Source organism: Chitinophaga varians, assembly GCF_014529945.1.
GTDB classification, from domain to species: Bacteria; Bacteroidota; Bacteroidia; order Chitinophagales; family Chitinophagaceae; genus Chitinophaga; species Chitinophaga varians.
The window spans coordinates 233,679-252,939 of the sequence record NZ_JACVFB010000001.1 but is presented as its reverse complement, the minus strand read 5'-3'; the positions used below and the strand labels follow the sequence as shown (position 1 = coordinate 252,939).

The 19,261-nt window shown below is 49.0% G+C and carries 16 protein-coding genes and 1 riboswitch; of the genes, 2 read left to right on the top strand and 14 right to left on the bottom strand.

Translation table 11 applies throughout. The annotated features are described in order from the left end of the window. Positions 1 to 2: 2 nt before the first annotated feature. The 8 genes from cobM to ICL55_RS00965 are packed head-to-tail and all read right to left on the bottom strand — an operon-like array spanning position 3 to position 9,139. Positions 3 to 1,829, bottom strand: a complete 1,827-nt coding sequence (gene cobM, locus ICL55_RS01000; protein ID WP_188094181.1) for a precorrin-4 C(11)-methyltransferase — start codon at positions 1,827 to 1,829, stop codon at positions 3 to 5. Continuing rightward, the gene (gene cbiE / locus ICL55_RS00995; protein ID WP_188094180.1) at positions 1,826 to 3,016 is read right to left on the bottom strand and encodes a precorrin-6y C5,15-methyltransferase (decarboxylating) subunit CbiE; all 1,191 of its coding nucleotides are present in this window, start codon (positions 3,014 to 3,016) and stop codon (positions 1,826 to 1,828) included. The genes cobM and cbiE overlap by 4 nt, the downstream gene beginning before the upstream one ends. 6 nt (positions 3,017 to 3,022) lie before the next feature. Then, positions 3,023 to 4,384 (bottom strand): precorrin-3B C(17)-methyltransferase, encoded by a 1,362-nt coding sequence (gene cobJ / locus ICL55_RS00990; RefSeq protein WP_188094179.1) that lies wholly within the window; start codon positions 4,382 to 4,384, stop codon positions 3,023 to 3,025. Further along, positions 4,375 to 5,088 (bottom strand): precorrin-2 C(20)-methyltransferase, encoded by a 714-nt coding sequence (gene cobI / locus ICL55_RS00985; RefSeq protein ID WP_188094178.1) that lies wholly within the window; start codon positions 5,086 to 5,088, stop codon positions 4,375 to 4,377. Before cobI ends, cobJ begins: the two co-directional genes overlap by 10 nt. Then, the gene (locus ICL55_RS00980) at positions 5,085 to 6,020 is read right to left on the bottom strand and encodes a sirohydrochlorin chelatase (protein WP_188094177.1); all 936 of its coding nucleotides are present in this window, start codon (positions 6,018 to 6,020) and stop codon (positions 5,085 to 5,087) included. Before ICL55_RS00980 ends, cobI begins: the two co-directional genes overlap by 4 nt. 10 nt (positions 6,021 to 6,030) lie before the next feature. Then, positions 6,031 to 6,789, bottom strand: a complete 759-nt coding sequence (gene cobA, locus ICL55_RS00975) for a uroporphyrinogen-III C-methyltransferase (protein ID WP_188094176.1) — start codon at positions 6,787 to 6,789, stop codon at positions 6,031 to 6,033. A 1-nt stretch (position 6,790) separates the two neighbouring features. After that, positions 6,791 to 8,806: a TonB-dependent receptor gene (locus ICL55_RS00970; protein ID WP_188094175.1), complete on the bottom strand. Its 2,016-nt coding sequence runs from the start codon at positions 8,804 to 8,806 to the stop codon at positions 6,791 to 6,793. A 27-nt stretch (positions 8,807 to 8,833) separates the two neighbouring features. Next, positions 8,834 to 9,139 carry a (2Fe-2S) ferredoxin domain-containing protein gene (locus tag ICL55_RS00965; protein ID WP_188094174.1) on the bottom strand — a complete coding sequence of 102 codons (306 nt, stop codon included), beginning with the start codon at positions 9,137 to 9,139 and terminating at the stop codon, positions 8,834 to 8,836. A gap of 127 nt (positions 9,140 to 9,266) precedes the next feature. After that, positions 9,267 to 9,475, bottom strand: a riboswitch (cobalamin riboswitch). A 107-nt stretch (positions 9,476 to 9,582) separates the two neighbouring features. Here ICL55_RS00965 and ICL55_RS00960 point away from each other — a divergent pair. Then, positions 9,583 to 10,875: a cobyrinic acid a,c-diamide synthase CobB gene (locus tag ICL55_RS00960; RefSeq protein WP_188094173.1), complete on the top strand. Its 1,293-nt coding sequence runs from the start codon at positions 9,583 to 9,585 to the stop codon at positions 10,873 to 10,875. Between the two features lie 3 nt (positions 10,876 to 10,878). On the opposite strand, the gene bluB is transcribed toward ICL55_RS00960, so the two are convergent. Beyond that, positions 10,879 to 11,526: a 5,6-dimethylbenzimidazole synthase gene (gene bluB / locus ICL55_RS00955; protein ID WP_188094172.1), complete on the bottom strand. Its 648-nt coding sequence runs from the start codon at positions 11,524 to 11,526 to the stop codon at positions 10,879 to 10,881. Positions 11,527 to 11,788: 262 nt separating this feature from the next. Between bluB and ICL55_RS00950 the strand changes: the two genes are divergently transcribed. Next, on the top strand, positions 11,789 to 12,757 hold the full coding sequence (locus ICL55_RS00950) for a hypothetical protein (protein WP_188094171.1): 969 nt from the start codon (positions 11,789 to 11,791) through the stop codon (positions 12,755 to 12,757). A 36-nt stretch (positions 12,758 to 12,793) separates the two neighbouring features. Here the strand turns inward: ICL55_RS00950 and ICL55_RS00945 are convergent, their stop codons facing one another. The 5 genes from ICL55_RS00945 to ICL55_RS00925 form a co-directional block, all read right to left on the bottom strand. After that, positions 12,794 to 13,384, bottom strand: a complete 591-nt coding sequence (locus tag ICL55_RS00945; RefSeq protein WP_188094170.1) for an RNA polymerase sigma factor — start codon at positions 13,382 to 13,384, stop codon at positions 12,794 to 12,796. Positions 13,385 to 13,531: 147 nt separating this feature from the next. Next, complete coding sequence (locus ICL55_RS00940; protein WP_188094169.1) at positions 13,532 to 15,133, bottom strand: DUF6029 family protein; 1,602 nt, start codon at positions 15,131 to 15,133, stop codon at positions 13,532 to 13,534. Continuing rightward, positions 15,130 to 15,654: a TlpA family protein disulfide reductase gene (locus tag ICL55_RS00935; RefSeq protein ID WP_223151247.1), complete on the bottom strand. Its 525-nt coding sequence runs from the start codon at positions 15,652 to 15,654 to the stop codon at positions 15,130 to 15,132. The genes ICL55_RS00940 and ICL55_RS00935 overlap by 4 nt, the downstream gene beginning before the upstream one ends. A 123-nt stretch (positions 15,655 to 15,777) precedes the next feature. Further along, positions 15,778 to 16,710, bottom strand: coding sequence for an Omp28-related outer membrane protein (locus ICL55_RS00930; RefSeq protein WP_188094168.1), 933 nt, complete (start codon positions 16,708 to 16,710; stop codon positions 15,778 to 15,780). A gap of 265 nt (positions 16,711 to 16,975) precedes the next feature. Continuing rightward, positions 16,976 to 19,069 carry an outer membrane protein assembly factor BamB family protein gene (locus ICL55_RS00925; RefSeq protein WP_188094167.1) on the bottom strand — a complete coding sequence of 698 codons (2,094 nt, stop codon included), beginning with the start codon at positions 19,067 to 19,069 and terminating at the stop codon, positions 16,976 to 16,978. Positions 19,070 to 19,261: the final 192 nt, after the last annotated feature.

Below are 19,261 nucleotides of genomic sequence, written 5' to 3'. Positions count from 1 at the left end.
ACTTAGTTACGGAAGATATGCCTCCACGTAGGATTATACAGATGTGACCTGTTTTTACGGGCGCCGATGGCCGTTCCAACAATAATGAGGACCGTACGCGTCAGCTTATTGCTGCGGATGATGGCCGCCAGGTCTTTCAGTTCGCCGGTAAAAACTTTTTCATCTTTCCAGGTAACACGGTACAATACGGCTACCGGCGTTTCCGGTGGGTAGTGTGCCAACAGTTGAGCCTGTACGCTTTTAGCAATGGTGGCACTGAGGAAGATACACATGGTAGCACGGTGGCGCGCCATATCTTCCAGCTTTTCATTTTCCGGCAGTGGCGTGTTGCCCTCTCCTCTGGTGAGGATGATGGACTGCACCACTTCCGGTATGGTAAATTCTGACTGGAGCACAGCAGCGGCGGCCTGGAATGAAGAGATGCCCGGCACAATGAAGTAGTCCATCCCTTTTTCGTCGAAGATGGTCATCTGTTCCTGAATAGCGCCATAGATCGATGGATCACCGGATTGCAGGCGTACAATGAGGTGCCCCAGGGCATAGTGTTTTTCCATCAGCTGTACCTGCTCTTCGAGTGTCATGCCGGCAGAATTTTGTACCACAGCACCTGTTTTGGCGAAATGGGTGAGCTCTTCCGGTACGAGGCTGCCTGCGTATAAAATGAGGTCTGCCGCCTGCAACAATTCTTTACCACGAACTGCTATCAGCGCGGCATCACCCGGACCGGCCCCCACAATGGCTACCTGCGCACGCCTTTCTAAAGCCGCGTCCAGGGCTACCGCGATGGTGTGCTTTTTCCCGGATGGCAGGCTGATCTTTTGTTTTTCGAGCAGCCAGGCGCGGTTGCCGGAAGCCAGCAGTGAGGAGGCTTCTGACACACTATGCACGCCCAGTTTGCTCATCACCACCTCCGATGGATTAGCCACGTTTTGGGTGTTCAGCTGCGCCGCGGTATACGTATGAAAAGGAATTTTCCATTTTTCCGCCAGGGCGATAAAGGCCACTTCGTCGTGTTTGATGTCAATGGACGCGATGCTTTTTACCGCTTGCGGCGCAAAGCCGTGTTGCGCCAGTTGTGCCAGTACAGACGCTTCCAGCTCTTCGCTGCCAATATCTCTGCTGCAACCCATGCCTATGTGTAATGCAGCCGGATGATAGTGCAATACCGGAATGGATTCAATATAGGTTCGGTAGGTAACCGCGATCAACAAAGCATATTCATCTACCTTAATCTCGGCTCTCTTAAAAAAGATATCTACAAAATCTGGTTTGGTTTGTATCAGTCGCTCTGTGCCTTCATCTTTTACATCCAGTAGCAGGGCCACTTTTTTATTGTTGACGAATATCGGGATGATAGTATTCATCGGTGCGCTGGCCGATGTTTTCCAGCCATTTTGCCGACCAAGGGTGTCTAATGCCCAGATGTCCTGTAAGTCACTGGAAGTAGTAATAATCGCCTGTGCGCCGAGTGTACGGGCAATTTGTCTGGCGAGCGTATTGGCTCCGCCGAGATGCCCGGACAGCACCGGTTGTACAAAGTAGCCGTGATCGTCAAGGTTGACGATGGCCGGATCAATTGTTTTATCCCGGATAAATGGCGCAATGCTGCGCACGCAGATGCCGAGTGCGCCAATAAATACAAACGACGTATAGGCCTGGATATTATCTTCCAGGAAAGCCGCGATGGACGGGATTTGTGTCACCGCTGCGCTTTCCTGCGCTCTGGTGGTAAAGATAGCCGCTTCCGGCAATGCCGCACAGATAGTCGTTGCCAGTTGCAAAGCCCGGTCTGTGCTGGCGATGACAGCTATATTAAATGTCTTCCTCATCGTGTTTTGATAGCAGTTAAAATGGTGATCGGATTGTGTGCATTTACCTGCAACACCTCTTCCGGTTGTAGTTCCCAACCTGCATTGGTGGCGGATATAACGAACTGCTCCCTGCTGGAAACCTGTACTGCATTGAGTACAATACGGCCTCCTATATTAATATGCTGGTTGATAATTTGCACCAATGTATCCAGCCGGTTGCCATGACCGCCGATGAACACTGCGTCAGGCGATGGCAGGGAAGCATGGTCTTTCTCATAAAAATCGCCCATGATCACCTCGATACCGGGCGCTGCTAGTCGTTCCATATTATGCTGTATGATGGCTTCGCATTCTGTCCTTACCTCAAAAGCATATACGCCCAGATCGGCGTGCATACGTTTGGCCTCAATGGCAACAGCACCCGTGCAGCTGCCGATGTCCCAAAACGTAGTGGCTGTGTGCAGTTGGAGCTGCGACAGGGTCACCAGTCGGACACTCCGTTTAGTGATCATGTTGGGCCTGCCGGGCAAGCCTTCGAATTGCTGATCGGCTATGCCCATGCCGGGCGTTTTTGCCGGTGACACCCGCCGGAGCAGTACACAGTTAAGCGGATGAAAAGAGCGTGTAGCCATTTCCACGAGTGTGCCGCTGATAATGTTTTCCTGTTGTCCGTCCAGGTCTTCCGCTACTACCATTTCATAGTGATGGAAATTGTATTGCAACATCCGTGCGGCGATGGCCTGCGGGCTGCGGGTTCCATCGGTCAGCACGGAAATGAGTTTATCATCCTTTATCAATGCGGCGTCCAGCTCTTTCCATCCACGCCCGTGTACGGAGGTATGACGGACCTGTTCACAGGGTTGCGCTATTTTGGTACAAAGCCGCTGTACGCTGCTGAAGTGGGGGAATACCTGTAAAGTGTCTCTGGGTGCATATTTATAGATGGTTTGTACCATACCATAAAACAACGGGTCACCGCTGGCGAAGATCACCACTGTTTCCCCCGCCTGCTGATATTTTTCAAAAAGCGCGTCCATGCCCCCTTTGATGGTGATCCAGGTATGCTGCTCCGGCAGCAGTGCTTTTACCAGCTCGTAATGCCGCTGCCCGCCACTGAACACACGCTGCTGTGCCAGTAGCGGCAACGCTTCCGGCATAATATTGTGGGTGGTTTGATTGGCGGTACCGATGACGATAAAATGCATAGCTGATTATTGAGCCTGTTCCAGGACAGTAAAGGCAGCATTAACGATAGCCGCAGCGACGTTACTGCCGCCTTTGCGTCCTTCGATGATGACAGCCGGAATACCGGGCAGGTATTTTATTTTAAACTTAGATTCGAGCACGTTCACAAAACCCACCGGCGCCGCCACCACCCCTACCGGATGGCAGTTGCCCTGTTGATACTGATCGCAGATCTCCAGCAATGCGGTAGGCGCATTGCCGATCACATACAAAGCGTCCGGATGCTCCTGTAGGGCCAAACGAATACCTGCCTGACTACGCGTAATGTTCTCCGCGGCGGCTAATGCCGGCACCCGTTCATCGTTCAGGTAACATTTTACCGCGACACCATACTTGTTGGTAAAGGCTTTGGTGATGCCGGATTGTACCATGGTCACATCCGTGATCACCGTACCACCGCCAGCGAGGTATGCATGCCACTGCTCCAAAGCATTTTCTGTAGCGTAATACAGCTGCTCATACTCAACATCCGCCGTGCTATGTATGCATCTGATCACCGCCCACTGGTCGGCGGGCGACAGCTCGTCCCGTTTGAGTTGTAAGCGTATCTGGCGGAAGCTCTCCTGCTGAATCTCTTCGCCCGTATGTGGTTTACGGCTCAGGTAACCACGCGGTGTCACTAAAAAGTGCTGAAAGCGATACGTTTGTGAGTTACCGATCATCACCAGGCAAAACATATCCACCAGTGTTACGTCCAGTTCGCCGAGCGTCGTCAGCTGAATATGTTCTTCCGGGCGGGCCACCTGCCTTACAATAGCCACGGGTGTTTCCGGGCTGCGGTGCTGCAGGAATATTTCTTTGAGTCGTGCCAACTGCCAATGGCGTTGCTTACTTCTCGGATTATATAATGACGTAACGAAGTCGCCGATAGCCGCTGCATGGATACGTTTTTCTATTGTGGTCCATGCCGTCATGAGGTCTGACAGGGAGATGGTACAGAAATCGTGGCCAATGGGCGCGCCTAACCGGGCAGCCGCCGCCTGGAAAGCGCTGATACCCGGGATAGAACACAACGCTATATCCTGCCGGTTTTGCTTCGAGGCGTATTCATAGACTAAAGACGCCATGGCATATACTCCCGCGTCTCCCGAGCTGATCACCGCCACATGCTTGCCGGCTGCACAACTTTCAACTGCCAGTACCGCCCGGGCTTCCTCTTCCGACAACTCCTTGCCAATACACTGTGCGCCAGGCTTTAAAAGATGCTCTACAAACCGGAAATAGTAATGATAACCAATTATTATATCTGCATCCGCGAGTGCCTCCCGGGCTATGGGGAGCAAATAACCGGCATCACCCGGGCCAATACCAATCACACTTAGGCGCATAGGTTACTTTTTAAAATAATCAATGAGAAATAAGGAAGCACATGACCTTCCAGTGCGGAAACGTCTGTAAACAGCTGTTGGTCAGGCGTGCCCAGCTTCTCGCTGTATAGCATGGTTGCCTTTCCCGTTGCCACCAATGGCTGTATATATTGCATGGCCGCTCTCACCTTGATGAGCACGACAGTTTCAAATTGTTGTAAATATCGTTGGAGATCGGCTTCACTTTTTAAAAGCGGTATGATGGCGATCTTTTCGCGGAGCAAAGCCAGCGGCGCCTGATGGGCCGCAGTAGCCAACAGGAAGGAAGGTACGCCCGCAATGATTTCCAGCGGCAGCTGATGTACATGGATCTGTTGTAAGAGGTAGACAAAAGTGCTGTAAAAGGACACGTCCCCCTCACTTACAAAACAAACCTGCGCACCTGTCTCCACCAGGGCTTTCATCTCAAAGAAACATTGCGTATAGACCTCTAAGTTATAGGCACGGTCTGTTTTCATATCGAGGACGACCGGCACCATTCGTTTATCTCCCAGGTCATAATAATCCAGTATGGAGCGCGCGTAACTCCGAACACCCTCTTCCTGAAGGGAGGCCGGATAGAAGATCACATCACATGTCTTCAATACCTTTAAACCCTTTACAGTAATCAGCTCCGGATCACCCGGACCTAAAGAAACCGCATATATTTTACCAGTAGTACTCAAATCCCCAATACTTTTTTTACGGAAGAGAAAATTCCTTTTTTATCGCCCGGCTTTTCTTCTTCTTCGAAGAGAATACCTTTCACACTAAGATGGTGGCCGATTTGTTCTTTGCCCTGATCGGCTTCAAATCCTACGATTTGGGTACGGTATTTACAGAGCTGGCAGTTCATGTTCGGATGGCCGCTTTCTGCTTCCGCAATGCGTATCCCGATGGCCTGTAACAGCCATTCATGGCTCCCCAGCGGCTCTGCAGCGATATATTCTTTATCGGGCGACAACATTTGTTGCGCAGCTACCTGCTCATAAATTCTCTTTAGTAATACGCCCGTAAAGAGGAAGACGGGTAGCACGACCACTCTTTTAAACGGTAGTTTTTCCATTAAGGGGAAAGCGTCCTGCAACAGAGGCTGCGTAACGCCGATATAGGCAGTGGTAGCGAATCCGAACCCCATGCCTTCCCACAGCATGCGGGTTAATTTGGCCACATCAGAGTTGGCATCCGGATCATTGGTGCCCCGCCCTACGACCAGCAGGCAGCTTTCCGCACGCGGAGATGCAGGCGCTGTGGCTTCCGCGTTCTCTATGAGCCAGCGCGTAAGTTGCAGTAGCGGCCCTGTAATACCCAGGTGACTTGCCATTGTGATGGTGAGGTCCGGATATTGCTGTTGCAGGGAATTCATTTCAAAAGGGATATCATTTTTCGCGTGGCCACCGGCAAAAAGGATGGCCGGCAAAGCAGTGATATGTCGTACTCCCTGCTGGTACATGCGTTCTACCGCAGCAGCATACACCGGATGTGCAAACTCCAGAAAGCCGTAGTCCACTATCCTGTCGGGATAGCGCTGTTGTAATTTTTCCACCAGGATTTTAAAGTGCGTAACGCCCGCTTTATCCCTGCTGCCATGTCCGCAAATCAGAATACCCTGTTTCATACCATTCGTTTTATAGTAAGTCCGCGTATTTACCAATGATAAACACCACTGGCATCGGCAAGGGACGCAAGGTGAGCGCCGCCTCTATCTCACTTAATGTAGCCGTCACTGTTTGTTGCGTTGGGGCCGACACCTGCGATACCGCCGTTACGTAAATGGTTTCGGTGCCTGCGGCTACCTGTAATTTGGCGATTACTTTAGGCAGGTTACTGAGGCCCATGTACATCACCAGCGAGGTGCCGGTACGCAGCATATTGGCCAGTGCCTCCAGTTGTTCGAAGTCGTAGTTGGCCGTATGACCGGTGCAAAAAAGTACCGCTTTGCTGTGATTACGTTCGGTGAGCGGTACCTGGCAAAGGCTTGCGGCGGCTATACCGGCTGTTAGTCCGGGTACGACCTCAAAGGCGATGTTATGTTCCTGCAGGTAGCGCACCTCCTCTGCCGCACGGCCGTAGATAAATGGGTCGCCGGATTTGAGGCGGACTACCTTTTTGCCGTTGGCGGCGTGTTCCGCCATCAGCTCGTGAATATGTTGCTGGCGTTCCACCGGGTCGATGGCATCGCCGTATTTTTTACCGGTGTAAATAAGTTCAGCATCTTGGCGACAAAGTGCCAGGATATCCGCTGATACCAGGTTATCGTGCAGTACAACATCGGCTTGCCCGATGCAGCGTACTGCCCTCACCGTTAACAGGTCAGCCGCTCCCGGGCCTGCGCCCACGATCTGTACGGGGTGCAGGTGATGGCTTTGTGTTTGTTTGTTATGCATATTAAAACCGTACTGTCATGCTTGCCCTGAGCGCGAAAGGCGTACCTGGTGTGATGTGGAAGTCCATCACCGGTGCAGCCTCGCCCTTCAGTTGCGATTCGTCATAAAACTGAGCCTCCGCCCATTTCCTGTTAGTCAGGTTTTCGGCAGAGAGCGCCCATTCATAGCGTTTGTAGTTATATCTTACCACAGCGTCGAAGATCAGGTAGTCCCTGGATTTGACGCTGTTATCTTCGATGGCAGGCCTTTCACCCATATAACGATAACGCAGACTGGCGCTGATACCATTGTGGGACTGGTAAGTCAGGCCGCCGGTACTGGTAAAGACAGGAGCAAAAGGAATGTAGTTTTCATTCTTCACCTCGTCCATCAGCCGTGGTCGTGCGAAATTGAGGTTCACATCGGCCCATAGCGGATTAACGATGTGATAGCGCAAAGCTGCGTCCACACCCGTTCTGGTGGTACGGCCCATATTCTCAAAGCTGCCATCGTCGGCAATAAATTTGTATTCCGCATCACATTGCAGCCACCAGATGGTCGCCGTCACCAATGCTTTGTTGCCCAGCTTGAAGTTGGTGCCTATGTCGGCGCCATAAGAGCGGGGCACCGCAGCAGATTGCCCATGCTGTATAGCTACGTTGGCATAGTTGGAGTGAAAGCCCGTGGCTGCCTTAGCGAAGAACGTCCATGATGGCGATACATCGTAGTAAGCGCTGAACTTGGGACTCAGGCGGTTGGCTGTTTTACTCCCACTGGCATTTTTTATAAGATAATCATGGAGATCGAAGGTAAAGAAGTCATCCCGGAGGCCCAGGCTGAAACTCAGGCCATTGGTGAATCGCAGCGTTTCACTGATATAGACGGAATAGTTGCCCACGATGGCGCGGCTGGAGTCTTCGTTAGACAAGAACATTCTTTCTTCTACGAGATCGCGGCCTAAGTTAACGAAGTCGACGCGAGCGCCGATACCTGCTTCCGTCAGCAGCGTGGCATTGTTCCATTTACCCGTATGACTAAAGGTATTTTTATACCCGGCCATATCTCTTCTCTCCCACTGTTTTATCTCATCGCCATGAGTGGGGTCATTTTTATAAAATGTAAAATTAGACCATAGGTCAAAGTTATTTCTTACATAATACACCTGCTGCTTCATGACAGAACGCCCGCTGATATTCGTTTCCAGCATCACATTTGCATTGATGCGGGTCGTTTTACCCCCTTCAGTCGGATCGATGGAGCCAAAGTATGGCAACGACCCCGCTTCAACGGCACGTTGCGGTACCTGTCCGGACGCATGCCAGCTGCTGGTAAAGCCGGAGCCGATAATGGAGAGTGTATTTTTTGCATTCATGGCCACATTGTAACGCGCTAAAAAATTAAAGCGGTTAAAGTACTGCGGGTTATCGAAATAGCTGTTGGTATAAGTGTAGTCCGCGATGACATAGGCGTTTTGTTTTTCCGCGTTTACCACGTTCACCAGGCCCGCCACCCTGGCGCTGTTGAAGCTGCCCGCCTCTACTTTCACAAACTGGCTGGTGGGTTTAAAGAGCGTGGAATACACCGCAGCACCAGCGTTGGTAAAGTCGCCCTGACTGGCTTCATACGGCCCTTTGTAATAGGCTGCGCTGCCGATGGCTTCCGGAATGAGGAAGTGCATGTCAGCATAACCTTGTCCATGTGCGTGGTTGGGCAGATTGACAGGGACGCCGTCTACGAAAATGCCGAAGTCAGTGCCGTGGTCGTTGTCGATGCCACGCACTAAGATCTGCTCCGCCTTCCCTCCGCCTGCGTGTTGCGCGATGAAGAGGCCGGGGACCGTGCGAAGGAGGTCCTGCGCGGATTTTACCGGCAGCAGCTGGAGGTCTATTTTAGAAAGCAGGTGGCCGCCCTTGTCTGCGTTGGCAGAAACATCCACCCCTTTTAGGTTAAATATTTTTTTACTGGTAGTGTCAGTCGTTTCTTGCGCCCAGGCAGTCAGGGACAGGCACGACAATGCCGCTGTATAAAAGTGTTTCATGCAAGCTGATGATGGTTGATAAAAATATTAGTCCTGGAAAAACACGGCGTTGCCCACGGGCTTGCCGATTACGAAGTGGCAGTCAACCAGGTTGGCGGTAAATTCTGCCTTCATGTTTTTGTACCAGGTACCATCAGGATGAATGAATACAACAGGGCCATGCTCGCACTGGCCGGTGCAGCGGGTACGGATAGTGTGTACCTCGTCGTGGAGATTACTGGCGGCGATAGCGGCGCGTAACGAAACGGTGGTGTCTTCAGCTCCTTTGTTGAGGCAGGAGTTGCCATTACAGATAAACGCGATGCGTTTAACTTTTAAGAGATCTTTGCCCATGAAAATTAATCGAGTTAATAAGCCCGTTAACGATTAAAGAATGCCGGCGGCGGGGATGGGATGCAAAGGGTGAGAAATCACCATCGAAGAGGGGGACTTCTATCCTGTTGCTCCTGGTCCCGGAAGCCGGATATTAGATTATGAGGCAGGTCTTCTGGCTTGTTCTGTATGTCGGCGCCTTCCCGTCGGATAATCAGACAGTGGCATTTATGCCGTCAACATTTTTGTGAACTTACAGCAGCGGGTACTGCTCCGGAATTTGCGCCTGGTGGGCATCACCGGATTCCCTTTTAAGCATTGTAATGACAACAATGCACCTGATAACGGGGGCGAAGATAAGGAATTATCTATTCAGGAGATGGAAGCGGAGGTTTTTATTTTTCAGGGCCGCAATGAGGGCATCGATGAAAATAACTTTCACAAAAGAAATACCTTTGCCGTCCATGCAACCACAATTCCTGATAGCGGCGCCACATAGCGGCGCAGGTAAGACAACCGTTACACTGGCGGTACTGCGGGCCTTGCAGCGCAAAGGTTTGCGGGTGCAGCCCTTCAAATGCGGCCCGGATTATATAGACCCCAGGCTCCATAGCATAGCAGCCGGCCGGCCAGGCATCAACCTCGACAGGTACATGATGTCCGACGAGCATGTGCGCAACATCTACGCGCAGTACAGTGCCCAGGCCGATGTCAGTGTTACAGAAGGCGTGATGGGCCTGTTTGACGGAGCTGTAAAGATGGAAGGCAGCAGCGCCGAACTGGCCATGTTCCTGGACATACCCGTGATACTGGTAGTGAATGCTAAGGCCATGGCTTATTCCGCAGCAGCATTATTATATGGCTATAAAAATTTCTCCCCCGGCCTGCGTATTGCCGGCGTCATATTTAATTTTGTCAGCACCGCCTCTCATTACAGGTTCCTCCAGGACGCCGCCGCAGATGTGGGTTTAACGGCATTAGGTTATCTTCCTGAAAATATCTCCATCAAAATTCCTTCCCGACACCTGGGACTGCATATCTCCGCAGACCATGATTATGATCAGATCATCAACGATGCCGCCGATCATCTGTCTCAATATATAGACCTGGATAAACTGATGGAGATGACGCGTGCACCGCGTAAGGCATATACCACCGAAAACAAACCTGCCGGACGTTTGCGGATAGCCGTGGCACAAGATGAGGCGTTCAACTTTATCTATCCGCAAAATATACAAGCCTTATCGTCGTTCGGGGAGATTACCTACTTCAGTCCCTTGCAGGACCAGGCACTTCCTGCTGCCGACGTGTTATATTTACCGGGAGGCTATCCGGAGTTGCATCTGCCGCAACTGACCGCCAATACCGCCTTGCGTACCGCTGTCAAGGCCTTCAAAGGGAAGATACTCGCCGAATGTGGCGGTATGATGTACCTGGGCGCTGCGATACACGATGAAAGCGGGCAGCCCTATGAGATGTGCGACGTGCTGCCCATGTCTACTACCATGCAGCAGAAAAAGCTGGCGTTGGGCTATAGAGAAGTGGAGTTTGACAGCATCACACTGCGGGGACATGAATTTCATTATTCCACTTTTGTGGATACCCCGGCCCTAACGGACATGCCCATCCGTGTATCTAATGCGCGCGGCGAAATGATGGCCACGCCTGTTTTTTATGACGATCGCATTTTCGCCAGCTACCTGCATTTTTATTTTGGCGACAATCTCCCCGCCCTTAGAAAAATTCTTTCTTTGTAGTATTTAATAATATCCCTCTTTAAAAACAACCGCTTCCTTCATTTTCCGTTTCTCCCACTGCAATATTTCCAGCTCAGGCTGCGTATAAAATCCGTTAGTATACCCCACACATAAATAAGCGACCAGCTTATTATCAGCCGGTGCATGTAATATCCGCTTTACCTTTTCGGCATCCAGAATGCTCACCCAACCTACGCCTATATTCAGGGCACGGGCCATGAGCCACATATTCTGCACCGCGCATACCACGCTATACAGACCTGCTTCCGGCATCGCTGTTTGCCCCAGCACCGGTTTATCCGACGGCTTATAGAACACGGCAATATTCAGCGGCGCCTCCATAATGCCTTCCAGTTTAAGACGTATATATTCCGGTTGCTTTTCTTCGTCGAACTGTGGCAGGGCTTTGGCATTTTCTTCCCGGAACGAATCCCTGACCTGCTGTTTAACGGCCTGGTCCCGGATCAGCACAAACTCCCATGGCTGCGAGAACCCGACTGAAGGAGCATGGAGGGCTGCCATCAGCAGTTGGTCTATGACGGCTTCATCCAGTGGCGTGGACAAAAAACGGTTTCCTCTTACATCTCTCCTGTGAAGAATGATTTCCTGTAGTACCGAAACTGTGGCTTCATCGAAATATTTGCCTTCCATGACATCAAGGTATTTGTGGCGCAAATATAGTTTTGTTATCCGAACCCGAAACAAAGACAGCTGATAACCAGCGTTGACCTTTTAATATAAAGAAGTCTGTCAGGAGATCGTGTGCTTTTAATCAAAAAAGGGAGGAAGGGGAACTGCCAGCCGCCCAGCACCACCGGCACTATGCCACAGATCTTCTAAACAGGTGATCGCAATAGCGGCAAAATTCATTATTTTACGTCCATTATCTCTTAAGCCGAAAAATGCCGACTGAATGTTCAATACACTGGTAAGCCTCATGGGATCTGCTATTGATTCCGCGGACATCATTACTTTCCTGGAGCTGCACGGATTTAAATATCCGAAGAAGCCTTTTATCTCCAATCGCTCCACAGAAACATCCTACTGGATTGAAAACAAAAAACTGGGAATTGACCTGCTGTTGGATGCGCAACCATATCTGGCAACATATCCGCTGCTGCAGGGCGACAAAAAAGGCATATTTATACCGCGACTGGTAAGCGCAAGATGGTACAACAATAAATCATCGACCACTTTCCCGGACCAGGTAGACTTCAGCGCCACCTTTGAGCACCTGAACGCCTCCCTCGGCGCCCCTACGCTCAAAAGCAGTGAGATATCACCCATATGGCTAAACGACGATGGCAGCGAAAGCTTCTACCGCTGGCGCATACCGGTAGACAAACAGAAAAACATAAGCTGGGGACCGGAATTCACGGATGAACAAATAGTTAAAGATATTGTGCTGGGACTGGATTACCGGAATCCGTTATTCCATCTGTACAACGAAATGGGATACGGTACCCCGGAGCAATTTGTGAAGGAGCAAAACTTTTACAAAACCTCCGCCCTGATGTTCCTGCAATGGGCGCTGGACAGGAAACTTATTGCCACCACGGGCCCCACTTCCGCATTGGACTGGGCGCAAAGCCTGAACAGAGGCTACATCACAAAAGAAGACTTTGCTGCCGAACTGCCGTTTATTAACGCCTATATTAAAAACCTCAGTGGACATGATGTGCTTTACAACCGCGACCTGGCACTTACTTTCCTGCAAGAACCTGCACTGCGGAACAACTATCTGGGCGAAGCGGCAACGGCCGTATTAGACGCTATACCGCTCGACCAGGAACGCTATGATATCGCCTCTGCCTTGTTGGACCGCCGGCTGAAAGAATACCAGGAACATAAATTTGCGAAGAGCAGGAAACAGGTGTCATGAGCAATTGGTGGCGACACGCAGCGCGTCCGTTAAATTTCATGACAACATCTTCCAGAACAGATAGTAAAAGATCATGATAACAAGGGTTTCACGAAGATAACATAGTCCTCTAAAAACATTTTTGTAACTGGCCCTTACCGTGGTGTCCATTACCTCGGCTATCTTTTCGTAAGATGCATTTTCAAAAAAACGCAGATAAATAGCTTCTTTCTGACGGTGTGGAAGTTGACACAGCGCATATTCCAGCCGTCTATCCAGGATGATTTGTTGTTCGACCTCGATACAACTTGCTTCCGCAGAAAGTTCAAGATCAAAAAAAACATATTCAGATGTGTACTTTGACATTTTCCGCGACCGGGACAACTTTCTAAAAAGCAGGTTGCGGAATGCCTTTAACAGATAATTTCTGGCGGAAACGGGCATAGACAACCTATTCCTGGTAGTCCACAAGCAGATAAAAAGATCCTGTATCGTGTCTTCTATCACACCTTCATCTTGTGTAAACTTTAAACCGTAGTTGTATAGGTTCTCAATAGATGTATTAAAAAAATACGCTAAAGCATCCTTATCGCCCATTTGAAAGGCAACCCAATGTTGCTGGTCTTCATTGATAGCATTGTTCTCCATTAATATAATATGATTGGTTTCAAAATACTGCGTCAAATACAGCATTCATTCCGGGCCGGAATACGTCCGGTATTGTGCTCAGCGTATATAGACGCAGTATCCCAATTATTTATTATAACGAATGAAAGAATCAACAGTATCTGTTATCTAAAAATTGTAGGTGAACGATAAATTGGCACCGCTGTATGCCGGCACCACCCTGCAAATACCGCCCACACACAATAATCCGGCACGTTGTCTGCCATAGCTAAGCGACACCCGCGCCTCCTTATAATTAAAGGCACCGCCTGCGCTGAAATAGTGAATTTTCTTTGACTGGTAATTGATCATATCGCCGGCAAAAAACGACCATCCGGGCGCATACCCATATTCCAGTAATACTGCAGCCCAGTTTCTCTCATCCGCTACCGTCCACAGATGTTGTATTTCCCCACGCAACGAGTTTTTTCTATCAAAGTTCAACAATACATCTACAACAGCAATATCTGCGTTTACCATTCCAAATCCCGGCCCTTGTATATAGCCCTGATTATATCGAAGGTTGGTGTAAGAGATAATCGTTTTCACCCATGATGTCCACCTGCGTTCCAGACTAACATTGACGTCGTTATATAATTCCGTAGGCCCCAATTTCCAGAATTCTGCACGGAAGCCTTCTTTTGAGTTCAGCCGGGCGGTATCCAGGTTGCGGTACATCGATGCCGTCAAGGAAAGCTTGGTACCATAGTGCCCTCCCAACGCACTCCCTCTTTTGAAGTGATAAAACACATCCACTTTCCCGCCTATTTCACCCATTGACTGGGCTGCATATGGATATAGACCAGGTAAGGAATAGGTGTACAACTTTGTCAATGCCGGCAGATAATTCAGTACCGCTACGTTATCTTTTTGCGTTCTGTCTGTCCTGAATTCCATATTCTCCATTCGGCGGAACGCAATATCGGCGCTCAAACCTTTATTAGTCGTAATGGTTTGACTGATATACAGCAGCGATCCTTTTTTAAAGATATTCTTGTTGACATCCGTAGGATCAGCGCTTTTGCCAACATATTCCATGTTCAGGTTGTAATACGGATGTGTTAATTGAAGTCTGCCGGACCAGGCATCTACTCCTGGCGGGAAATCCTCATCAGGGCCTGTATACCGCTGATACCTGTTTACGACACTCCCCCCTATTGTAACACCCCAACGATGCTTTATCTTCAGGAGGTCCAACGGATCCAGCTCCAGATCTGCTCCACGCACGATACCTTCCCCATTGTCCATCAATACACGCTGCAGGCCATAGGATGCTTTTAAACGGATACCCTTTAAAGGGGTGAAACGAACATTGACGCCATCCATTATATTATCTATGCCCAGCTGCCGCTCCTCGTAAGAACGAAAAACAAATCCATTACCATACTGTTCATAAAAATTACCCGCAGTAATATCTATTTTGTCAGTCCGGTATCCGGCAAAACGATGCGTAAGTTTTGTCCCTTTCAGGCCCTCCGGATAGCCCATCAGGGATGAAAGATAGGATTCCAGCTGCACCCCGGCATAGAAATTCTTTAGCGTATAATTAAGCGTAAAATAACTATTGGTGGCTATTTTATCACGGGGGGCTTTTGCCTGGGTAGCTTTATCGTCAATGTAATATTGATTATTTGATTCCAGCCCCCCGCTTAGTTTCCCGGGTATCTCCTGCGCCCGTAAAACGTTACTGATCCCGGCTATCGTGATCATAATGAATATCTTTCTTCTCATGGTTTTCCAATTTTCTTCACCACTTCCAGTAAACGGTATTCATCTCCGGGATTATAACCGGCATGCCTTTCCACTACTTTTCCGTCTCCGTTAAGTACAATGGTATAGGGCACGTTGGCAATTCCCAGCGCCCGGTACAGGTCCTTGTTATAGTCATTATACACTTCGTATGTCCATCCCCGTGAGGACACCAGTGATTTTATTCCTCCATTGGTCCTGGTATCATCAATTGAAATAGCGATCAGTTTTACGCCCGCTACTTTCTGCCAGTCCTCATAGTCGTCCGCTATGGATTCCAGTTCAGAGATACATGGCTTGCACCAGGTAGCCCAAAAACTGATGATGATTGGTTTGCCGCCATTGGAAAAACTATTCACATTCATCAGTCTTCCATCCATATCTTTCACCTGTACATTGGGCAGCTTCTGCTGGCTCGTATTCCCCTGGGCCACAGCAGTTGATACGCTCAATAATGCAAGTACCACCACCATCATATATATTGACGCCGTCTTTTTTTTCATATCATTTGATTTAATACAATAAGTACTCCGTTAACCACCATACTTTATCGAGGTACCCGGAAGCACTCTTACATATGATGGTTAATGGAGCTTTCTGCGTGGAGTTGTAGTATACAGGTTTTATCAATCAAACTTTTGTGATTGTCCGGCAATCACCACCTGTGAGTTGTAGGTATCAATTAATTTTCCTTCATCGTCCTGTCCATATACCAGTGCAATGACACTACAGTTGGCAGCCTTGTACTTGCTGATATCCAGCGTAAAATCCTTAGTATAAACAGCCCCTTTTATTTTGTAGGCTGCAGGTATTTCATCGCCTTTGGCATCTGTCAACACTTTTCTTACCACATGATTATAGGTATATCCTGTGATGCTGTGCGCTAATTTTGTCAGTGGGCCCAGATCAGGATCATTCATGTAATCGTTTTTCACCTGATCAAGCGAATAATAATTGTTTTGTGCAGGGCCTGTCAGTCCGCCTTCGAGGACATAAACCATCAATTTTGCTTTTGTAACATTCAGAGGCTGTCCCATCCCTACTTTTACAGTGATATTGAGATTATTCCCGGCAACAGTACTGGTGATACTCAACCCCAATACCGCGGTCTTTTTGGCGAAAGTGCTTACCAGTGCATCTGCCTGAGCAAAACTGATATTGTTACTGGCATCATACCAGTCGAGATCTTTCAGTCTTTCCAGTTTGCTGGTGGGATAACCCTGTACGCCCATTTTTTCTTCAATAACAGATCTCACGTCTCTTCCAATATCAAATGTATCGGATGCATGAAAAGCTGATATGATCACATTCGGATATTTTGCATGCAGTTTTTCCAGCAAAATTGGCATACGCGGGCACCAGCCACACCAGGCGCCTGTAAATTCTTCTATTAAAACTTTTTTGGTATACTTTTCGGGTGCACCTGTTTCTATACCGGGATTAACAGGGTCTCCGCCACCGGGGGTACCAGAGTTGTCTTTTTTGGAGCATGCGGTAATCAACATAATACTCAATACTACAGAGATGCCTGAGAGGCAACGAATGAATTTTGATTGCATAAAATTGTTTTTTGGGTTTCAATAACCGGGTCTAAAAATGGTTAGTCTTAACATATTGGGTTAACAGGCAAATAATTCCCCGCCTGCTTTCCAAAGTTGGTAGCAGTCTGGTCGTGATTTTTGTACCTGTCTTCTATAAGAATAGACAGCGATTGGTTATTTTTACCCTCCGGAATTAAATTATTTTTTATGCAATGTTTTACGTTGTTGAAAAGTCAGTGCTGATAAACTGCCCCCATTCCCTCTACATTTTTCCTGTTTTCTGCTATTGTTTAGCAGGTAACGCAAAAGCAACGTATGCGTCAGAAGACTTTCCTCCCCATTTGCCGCCCCCGCAGGCTATTACAACATATTGCCGCCCATTCACGGCATAGACAGCCGGGGTAGCAATGCCCGGAGCAGGAAGCTTTACTTTCCAAAGTAAAGCGCCAGTATGTTTATTGTATGCTCTCATATAACCGTCCGCCGACGCCGCGATGAACAACACTCCCCCGGCCGTCGTAACCGGGCCTCCATAATTCTCTCTGCCGGTTTCCGGGATGCCTTGCTTCGTCAGCTCCTCAAATTCTCCAAATGGTATTTTCCATAAGTATTGCCCCGTGTTCAGATTGATAGCGTTTAATGTACCCCAGGGAGGGCTGATAGCCGGGTAGCCTTCTTTTGTCAGGAATTTATTATATCCGGTAAATCCATAAGGAGCCTGGGGAGGAGCATCGCGTTTTTCGTTCCGTCCTTTGTATTCCTGGAGCTGCAACTGTTTTAAATCGAGAATAAAAGAAGCTACGGCGTCCTTCTCCAGAGAATCGAGATGATTAAATCCGGGCATCATCCTTCTTCCTGTTGACAACAAGGCCAGAAAACGGGCATAATTGTATTTTTTCTCCACGCCGATAATGGAGGGATAATCACCACCGCCGAGCCGCTCCGGTCCGTGACAGGCCATACAATATTGATGATACAGGACGGCGCCTGCTTCCAGTTTAGTCCTCTTCTTTTCCTTTGGCGGGTCGTTATCCACCATGTTTAATACCCAGGCCATTTCATTGGCGTTAACATATAACACATTTGTTTCCGGGTCTACGGACGGGCCACCCCATTCACCGCCCCCGTCATATCCCGGAAAGACGACTGTTCCTTCTTTTGACGGCGGCGTAAAAATTGTTCCGGCACGATAACTTCTGAAGCGCCTTCGTATGTCCTGGTAGGAGGAGTCGCCCACCAACCTGTTTAGATTTTCCACTGTGAGCGTATGCCGCACAAAAGGCTTCGGCAATACGGGGAACGGCTGTGTGGCCCACAACTGCTCACCCGTCAGGGTTGTCATGGTATCTACCGCTCTTTCCTCTATCGGATATACCGGTTTGCCTGTTTCGCGGTCCAGCACAAATATTAATCCTGTTTTGGTGGATTGCGCAATGGCGTCTACCTTTCTGCCATCTCTGATGACCGTCACCAAAACCGGAGGAGAAGAGAGATCCATATCCCATACATCATGATGTACCGTCTGGAAATGCCACAATAATTTCCCGGTAGCGGCGTCAAGTGCCAGTATACAGTTGCCATATAAACCGGCCCCTCTCCTTTGGCCGCCATAAAAGTCATTGGTGGGGTTTCCGGTGGGAGCAAACAGTATACCTCTTTCTTCATCCAGACTGAAACCGGACCAGCTATTGGCAGAGCCCATGTATTTATAGGCCGCCGTATCTTCCCAGGTTTCATATCCCGGTTCTCCGGGGTAGGGAATGGTATGAAATATCCATCGCTGTTTTCCTGTTCTCACGTCAAAAGCTCTAATATGCCCGGGGGTTTCTTCACCGACAAGACCACTCAGAAAAAAAAGATCGCGGTAAATCATTACCGGCGAAGTAGGTGCAATGAAAACTTTCGAGGAGTCCCTATCCAGCCCTTCCCTCAGATCAATACCACCCTGCTTTCCAAACGAGGTCACCAGTTTACCCGTTTGCGCATTAACGCAAAGGGCTACACTACCCACGGTATAGATAATCCGCTTGTCGTCTCCGTCGGCCCAGTAAGCCACGCCGCGGTTCATATTAACACTGTTGCGATGCCACGTCTTGTTGGCCAGCGTATCGGCAGGATCGAACGACCATTTCTCCTTTCCCGTGGCAGCATCTACAGCAAATAATTTTAACTTCGGGGATACACCGTACAACACATCATCCACTATCACCGGGTTACATTGCATAGCACCATACCTGGTACTGTCCTGATTTTCCGAATAGTATACCCATGCCACCTTTAACCGGCTCACATTATTTGTATCAATCTGATTCAGGGATGAATAGCGGATGGTTTCCTTACTTCCACCGGCAGTTCTCCAATCAGCATATTTCTTCATGCTTTTTGAATTACAGGCGCTTAGAAAAAAGGCGCAACAAATGATTAGCCAGCGTTTTCCGCCGTTAATGTTGTGATGTAATTTCACCAGGTTATACATGGTTATCAGGATTTAGCACAAGTACTTGTATGGTCAGAAGGTCCTCCGGGGGATGGAACTTTTTTCTGACGAATGATAAATATCGTTCAACAC